This window comes from Trueperaceae bacterium (genome assembly GCA_019454765.1).
Classification (GTDB): domain Bacteria; phylum Deinococcota; class Deinococci; order Deinococcales; family Trueperaceae; genus JAAYYF01.
Genome location: JACFNR010000074.1, coordinates 1 through 7,088 on the forward strand (window position 1 = coordinate 1; position 7,088 = coordinate 7,088).

The following is a 7,088-nucleotide window of genomic DNA, read 5'->3' on the forward strand; positions in this document are numbered from 1 at the left end:
GCGTGCGGAACCCCGCGGCGGCCGTGGGGATGGCGGCCTCGTCGGCTCCCGTCATGAGGGGCAGTTGCGGCAGCGGCCGCGGCGCGGGGCTGTCGGGGGTCTGCTGCGCGTGGTTGAGGGGGTCGTAGATGCTGCCGTGGCATGGGCAGTGGAAGCTCTTCTGGTCGGCCAGCCACTCGGTCACCTGGCAGCACTGGTGCGTGCAGGTGGCGGAGTAGGCGACCACGCCCGAGGCGGTCACGTACGACTTGGTGTCGGGGCTGTAGTCACCGAGCGCGAAGCGCGCGAGCAGCACCGCGTTCTGCGTGTTGCCGTCCCTCACGACCTCGACCGTGGGCGTGCCGTCCTTGTTGGACACCACTGCCGGCCACGCCAGGACCTGCGGGCCGCCCAGCGGGACGTCGTCGTCCGTGATGACCTTGCCCTTGTTCTGGGAACCCGCGAACACGAAGACGTCGCCCTTCTGCGGGGGGAGCTTGGTGGGGTCGGTCTCGGTCGTCGCGTCGGCTTGCGCGAAGGCGGGCCCCAGCACGTCCGCCATGGTCAGGCCCACGCCCGCGACCAGCGCGTTCTTCAGCAGGTCCCGCCGGCTGACCGCGCGCTTGGCGTCCCTCGCGCCGGCGTTGCTTCCGTCCTGCCCTTCCTCCCTCGTCGTCATCCACGATCCTCCGTCTCAGCTCGCCCCATGCTCGTTGCCACCACCTAGCCACCACTGTCCGGACCCTCCCCGGTCCACCTTGCCGCTCGACTCGAACGCCGTCTCGACAGCCCAGGCTTCAGCGCCATGGCGTGAACGCGAGAATCGGCCACCACCGATGCTTCTGGCGAGCATGCGGCGATGCTAGGCCCGGCTCTCGCACGCCTGACGCACAACCGTCACACCGCGCGGAAGACCGTCGAGCTGCGCTAGCGCCCCTCGACGAGCGCCTTCACCTCGCTCTGGTTGACGACCGGCAGGAAGCGGAGGAACAGGAAGAACAGCGTGAAGAACAGCCCGAACGAGCCAGTGAACAGCGCCAGGTCCCAGAAGGTCGGCACGTACAGGTGCCACGCCGACGGCAGGTAGCCGCGGCTGAGACTCGCCACGATGAACATGAAGGTGTCGAACCACATCCCCACCAACACCACCACCGATATACCGAACAGCGCTCGCGGCCGCGCACGGACGCGCCGCGACCACAGCAGCTGGATCGTCACGAACATGACGACCGTCACCCAGAAGGCGAACGCGTACGGTCCGACCACACGGCTGCGAGCCACGAAGCGCTCGACGGGGTTCCCCCCGAACCATGCCCCGAAGAACTCGATGACCCGGCCGTACACGACCACCAGCCCCAGGCCGAGCATCAACTTGGCGCAGTTGTCGAGGTGCCTGAGCGTGATGACCCCCTGCAGCCCGAAGGAGCGACGCACGGGGACGACCAGCACCAGCACCATCGCGAAGCCCGCGAACATCGCGCCCGCCACGAAGTACGGCGGGCCCACCGTGGCGTGCCACCCCGGCACGAGGGCGTAGGAGAAGTCGAGGTTGATGGTGCTCTCCACCGACACCACCAGCGCGGTGGCGATGGCAGCCAGCAGCAGGTACGCCCGCCGGTAGCGCTGCCAGTGCTTGGCCGAACCGCACCAGCCGAGCGCGAACAGGCCGTAGGCCAGTTGGGCGCCCCTCGTCCCGGCCCTGTCGCGCAGGGTGGCGAGGTCCGGGAGGAGCCCCACGTACCAGAAGAGCGCCGACACGACCGCGTAGGTGGGCACGGCGAAGAAGTCCCAGGCGAGCGGGCTGCGGAACTGCGGGAACAGCCCGAACGTGTCCGGGTACGGCGCCAGCCAGTAGAAGAGCCACGGCCTGCCCAGGTGCAAGATCGGGTAGAGGCCCGCGCACGTCACGGCGAACAGCGTCATGGCCTCCGCCAGCCGGTTGATGGAGCCGCGCCACTCCTGCCGCGTGAGGAGGAGTATCGCCGAGATGAGCGTGCCGGCGTGCGCGATGCCGATCCACCACACCAGGTTGATGATGGGGAACCCCCACGCCGACGGGATGGTGTCGCCGAACACCCCGATGCCGCCGGTGACGCTCCGCACCACCGCGACCAGGAACAAGACGAGCAGTGCGGCCGAGACGCCGAAGCCGACGAACCACCAGCGCGGCGCCCCGCGCGCGAGGATGGGGGCGTCGATCAGGTCGTCGACGGCACCTCGGGTGAGGGTGGGGTCGAGGACGGGTGCGCGCTCCCGCACCGACCGGCCGGAGAGTGCCATCTCGCCCAATGGTAGGGACGCCGGCGCCACCGCACAGTGCGCGCTGAGCCACCGGCCGACCCACGGCGCGGTAGGGGTCGGGCCTGGGCAGCCTGCCGCCGGACGCGACCCGGCTCCGGGCCCGTGAAGCGGCGCCTCAGAGCGGCAGCGCGCGCTGCGGGTAGTCTTCCCCGGCGAGCCCTAGCAGCCGCGCCACCGTCGGCGCGACCTGCCCGGCCTCGGCGCGAGGGATGCGGCGCGGCGCCACGCCGGGACCGCTCACCAGCAGGAAGCGGTCGTCGCCGGGGTGGCCGGGGCGGAGGCCGTGGCTCGACACGTTGTTGGGCGCCGTCACGGGGGCGTCGGCCGGGCCCGGCTCGAACCCGACGCCGTCGGGCGCCAGGAACGCCCTCACCCGCCGGCGGTGGTCGGGCGGCAGGTACGAGTTGTCGTACGGCACGGCTCCGAACGGCGCGAGCCGCTCCGCGACGGCGGCGGCGTCCGCGTCGTCCTCCACCACCACGTGCAGGTGGCCGCCCTCGCAATCCGTGACGTGGCCCGGCAGGACCACCTCGGGCCGGATGACGCGATCGACCGTGAGGTGGCCGTGGTCGCTCAACACCACGAACGTGTACTCCTCGGCCCTCGCGCCGAGCCGCCGCAGGATGACGCCCACGAGGTTATCGGCGTACCCCAGCGACCACAGCGCCGCCTCGCTCTCGAAGCCGAAGCGGTGCTGCACGGAATCGGTCATGAGCAGCTCGGTGAGCAGCAGGTCGGGCGCCCGCTCGGAGCCGCCGAGGAGCCCGGCCCAGTTGGCCACGTGCATGTCGCCGGTCAGGCCGTAAACGAGCCGGTCCGGGAAGCGCGCCGGGAAGTCGGCCGGGTAGCCGACCGCGGCCGCGGCCTCCGCCAGCCTGCCCGTGGCGTCGACGTGGTTGGCGACACGCAACCACGCGCCCTGGCTCGGGGTCGGCTCCGCGTCGCGCCCGCGCTGCACGAAGTCGTCGACCCACCAGGGCCGCCTGAACACGGTGGCGTCCTCCGGACGGACCATCCCGAAGCCGACGCTCGCCACGTCGAGGCCCGCGTCCAGCGCCCGGCGCGCCAGGGTGGGCACGCGGACGTCGTCGGGCGTGGCGTACGAGAACCCCACTCCGTCCCACACCTTGTTGCCGTACACGCCGATCTCGGCGGCGCTCCGCCCCGTGAGGATCGACGCGCGCCCCGGCAACGAGATGCCGGGCACCAGCGACGCGAGGCGCTCCACCGTTACGCCTCCGCGCGCCAAGCGCGCGAGGTTGGGCATGCGGCCGAGGTGACGGCGGAAGCTGTCGGCGCTCACGCCGTCGATCATGACGAGGAGGACTTTGGGCACCAAGCAGTCTAGCACCGGCCGACCGGGGCTAAGATCGCGGCATGCGAGAACGCGCCATCACCCCGGAACGCGTCGCCGCGCTGCGTAGGGAGTTCGCGGCCAATCCCACCAACCGCCTCATGCAGAACGCCGTCACCCAGACCCCCCTCGACGACGTGGCCCTCGACCGCACCGTCCTGGTCGGCATCGACCGCACCGTCTCGCACCGCCTCGACGACTGGGCGGTAACGGACCAGAAGAAGAGCGGGCGCTGCTGGCTGTTCGCGGGCCTGAACCTGCTGCGGGCCGGGGCCATGAAGAAGCTGGGCGCGAAGGAGTTCGAGTTCTCGCAGAACTACCCCATGTTCTTCGACAAGCTCGAGCGCGCCAACTACTACCTGGACGCGGTCCTCGCCACGAAGGACCGCGACGCTGACGACCGCACCGTCGCGTTCCTGCACGACAACGTGATGGGTGACGGCGGCCAGTGGAACATGTTCGTGGCGCTCGTCAGGAAGCACGGCCTGGTGCCGAAGTCGGCCATGCCCGAGACGGAATCGTCGTCCAACACGGGCCGCATGAACGCGGGCCTGCGCGCCGTGCTGCACCAGGCCGCCAAGGCCCTGCGCGAGGCGCCCGACGCCGAGGTCGAGGAGCGCGTGCGGGACGAGGCGCTGGCCGCCTGCTACCGCGTCCTCGCCATCCACCTCGGCACGCCGCCCACGCGCTTCGAGTGGCAGTGGCTGGACGCCGACAAGGCCTTCCACCGCGACGGCGAGCTGACCCCTCAGGAGTTCGCGCAGCGCTACGTGACCCTGGACCTGGCCGCGTACGTGTGCCTCGTCGACGACCCGCGCGCCACGAGCCCCCGAGGGCGCACCTTCACCGTCGACTTCCTCGGCAACGTGCTCGGCGAGCGCGTCATCTACCTGAACGTCGAACCGGGCCTGATGAAGCGCGTCGCGGCGGAAGCGATAGCGGGCGGCGAGCCCGTGTGGTTCGGCTGCGACGTCGGGCAGCAGATGCGGCGCGACCTGGGGGTGTGGGACGCCAGGCTCTTCGACTACGCCGGCGTGTACGGCACCCCGTTCACGCTCGACAAGGCGGGCCGGCTCGACTACCACGAGACGCAGATGACCCACGCCATGCTCTTCACCGGCGTCGACCTCATGGGCGAGACCCCGCGCCGCTGGCGCGTGGAGAACAGCTGGGGCGACGCCAACGGCGAGAAGGGCTTCTACACCATGACCGACTCGTGGTTCGACGAGTACGTCTTCGAGATCGCGGCCCACAAGAGCGCCCTGCCGCCCGAGCTTCGGGCGGCCCTCGACCTGGAACCGATCGTGCTGCCGGCTTGGGACCCGATGGGGGCGTTGGCGCGCTGAGCTTGGGCGCGCGCGCCCGGAGGGTCGCCCCTGCCTCACCGGTCGCCCTCTACGGGGCACCACGCCCGTTGTCGGTCCGGAGCGCCTGGCGGGGTTCCTACCTCACGTTCACGGTCACGACCGACTCCACGCTCGAGTCGCCACGGAACGCGACTACGCGGAGCTCGGCTGCCCCGCCGGGCATGCCCTCCGGGATGAGCACGGTGGCAACCCAGCGGCCACCCTGATTCGTCAAGGGCACCTCCTGCCCTCCGAACCTGGCGACCACGCGTTCCGGGTCGCCACTGACTAGGGCGAAGACCGCTAGTTCGCCGCCCGGGTCGACCGACGTGCCCGCGGTCCGGGCCACGACCGCCAGCTTCGCGCCGCTGAACGTCGTGACGACCTCACGTGGGGGCGGCGCCGCTCCAACCGACACGGGCGGAAGTCGCTCGCCCGCGCGCAGCACGACGTCCACCGGCTCCGTCGTGGGCCGGTAGCGCGGCGGAAGCCCGGCGGGGTCGGGAGCTACGGTATAGGTGCCCGGCACGAGACCACTGACCACGGCGTTGCCACGGGCGTCCACCATGACGACCTCTTCAGCTGGCCCGCTGATGATGACGCGCCCGAACGAGATGCCGCGCTCGTCGGTGCCGCGCACCCCGTCGTTATCGACGTCATCGAACAGGTGCACCTCGAGGGTGGCGACGGGCGACAACCTCAGGTCCACCCGCTCCGTGCTGTCGTCCTCCACCCTGACCACGCCCTCGCCGAGTAACTGCACATCGGCAGGTAGGCCGGCCCCGAACCGCCAGGCGTAACTACCGGCCCTGACGCGCACAGAGAAGGCACCCGTCTCGTCCGTGGTCGCCCTGGCGCCACCCAACATGACCTCGAGGCCTCCGAGGCGCTCGTCGCCCGCGCTGAGCATGCCATCTAGATCACGGTCGACATACGCCACGCCCGAGACTTCGCCCCCCTTGCGACCACCGAACAGGCCGACCACCGCGTCGGGCGTGTCGAACGAGAAGCGCAGCGTGTAGCCTGCGCGGAGACTCAGGTCGTGAGTGATGGGCGCGCCCGTGAAGAGGCCTCCTGATGAGGTCAGGGCATAGCCCGCTGCCAGGTCGAGTCCTTCGATCCCGGCGTCCCGGAACTCGCCGATCAGCGCGATCCTGTCGTGTTGACTCGGCACGCCGCCGCCGAGGCTGCCGACGAACGACTTGTCGTAGCTTAGTGACGTCGAGGCGTACCTCGACCACCGCTGCTTCCAGACCACCCCGAACTCCATGCCACCCGACCCCTTGGAGGTGTCGGACTCGTAGCTCCACCGTCCCGTGATCGTCGTGGCGGTCGCCGGCCGGTACTCGGCCGCCACGGCCACGGCGAACCTGGCGGCGCCCGGGTCGGCCGCCGGCTGCTCGTACTCGTAGACGGCGCTGCTCGTCACCCGGAACGGTCCAGCGCCCAGGTTCGCGGTCGCCGAGTAGCTGCTGGCAGGCGCGACGTCCCCCCGAACCACTCCGGTGTACGCGTACCCGACCGTGAGGCCGAAGCTCAGGTCGCGCCGGCCGTAGGAGATGGAAAGCCGCGGCGCCACGCTCCAGGTGGCGTCCGCCGTCGACGTCTGGTAGGTCCCCGTGACGCCGAGGCCGATGCCGGGCGCCAACCTCCCGCTGACGCTCACCGCGTTGCGCCACGTCTGCGATGCGGGGCTGATGAGCAGCGAGGTCGAAGCACGTAGGCCCACGGCACCGGCCGACCGTAGTCCTCCCGTGAGCCCGATCGCGTGGAAGCCGCTCTGAGGCACCGCCGAGTAGGTCTGAGTCACGTCGAAGGTCTGCGACTGGTAGCCGAGGCTCTCGTTGAACCCGGCCACCACCTGGTACCCGCCCTGCTTCCCGAAGCCGCTGAGACTACCTCCCAGGCCCAGCACCACGTCCTCGCTTATGGGCGTGCGGTAACTCGCCGCCAGTGAGTCGGCGCGACCGGAGGACGAGGCGTTCGTGGCGGCCGAGAACTGCAAGTCCAACCCGGGGAGTTGGCTCACCGCGAAGCCGGTGGCGCCGAACGACGGGCCCTGTTCCCCGGGGACGTACGTGCCGGATCCGCCGAGCCGCCACCCGCCT

The 7,088-nt window shown here is 70.8% G+C and carries 5 protein-coding genes; 1 reads left to right on the top strand and 4 read right to left on the bottom strand.

Features of this window, described 5'->3' with window-relative positions:
- The 3 genes from H3C53_13055 to H3C53_13065 form a co-directional block, all read right to left on the bottom strand.
- Positions 1–658 (bottom strand): ubiquinol-cytochrome c reductase iron-sulfur subunit (locus H3C53_13055; protein ID MBW7917594.1); only part of this gene is annotated, 658 nt, incomplete at its 3' end.
- Between the two features lie 248 nt (positions 659–906).
- Entirely contained in the window at positions 907–2,259 is a 1,353-nt protein-coding gene (gene nrfD, locus H3C53_13060) for a polysulfide reductase NrfD (GenBank protein ID MBW7917595.1), read from the bottom strand.
- A gap of 136 nt (positions 2,260–2,395) precedes the next feature.
- Positions 2,396–3,616 (bottom strand): alkaline phosphatase family protein, encoded by a 1,221-nt coding sequence (locus H3C53_13065; GenBank protein ID MBW7917596.1) that lies wholly within the window; start codon positions 3,614–3,616, stop codon positions 2,396–2,398.
- A gap of 41 nt (positions 3,617–3,657) precedes the next feature.
- Here H3C53_13065 and H3C53_13070 point away from each other — a divergent pair, with 41 nt between their 5' ends.
- Positions 3,658–4,980, top strand: coding sequence for a C1 family peptidase (locus H3C53_13070; protein MBW7917597.1), 1,323 nt, complete (start codon positions 3,658–3,660; stop codon positions 4,978–4,980).
- Between the two features lie 97 nt (positions 4,981–5,077).
- On the opposite strand, the gene H3C53_13075 is transcribed toward H3C53_13070, so the two are convergent.
- A partial coding sequence (locus tag H3C53_13075; protein ID MBW7917598.1) for a hypothetical protein occupies positions 5,078–7,088 on the bottom strand: 2,011 nt, incomplete at its 5' end.

What these genes read in the sequence shown, in the direction of transcription:
- nrfD (MBW7917595.1), bottom strand. Translation starts at nt 2,259, where the DNA reads ATGGCACTCTCCGGCCGGTCGGTGCGGGAGCGCGCACCCGTCCTCGAC.
- H3C53_13070 (MBW7917597.1), top strand. Translation starts at nt 3,658, where the DNA reads ATGCGAGAACGCGCCATCACCCCGGAACGCGTCGCCGCGCTGCGTAGG.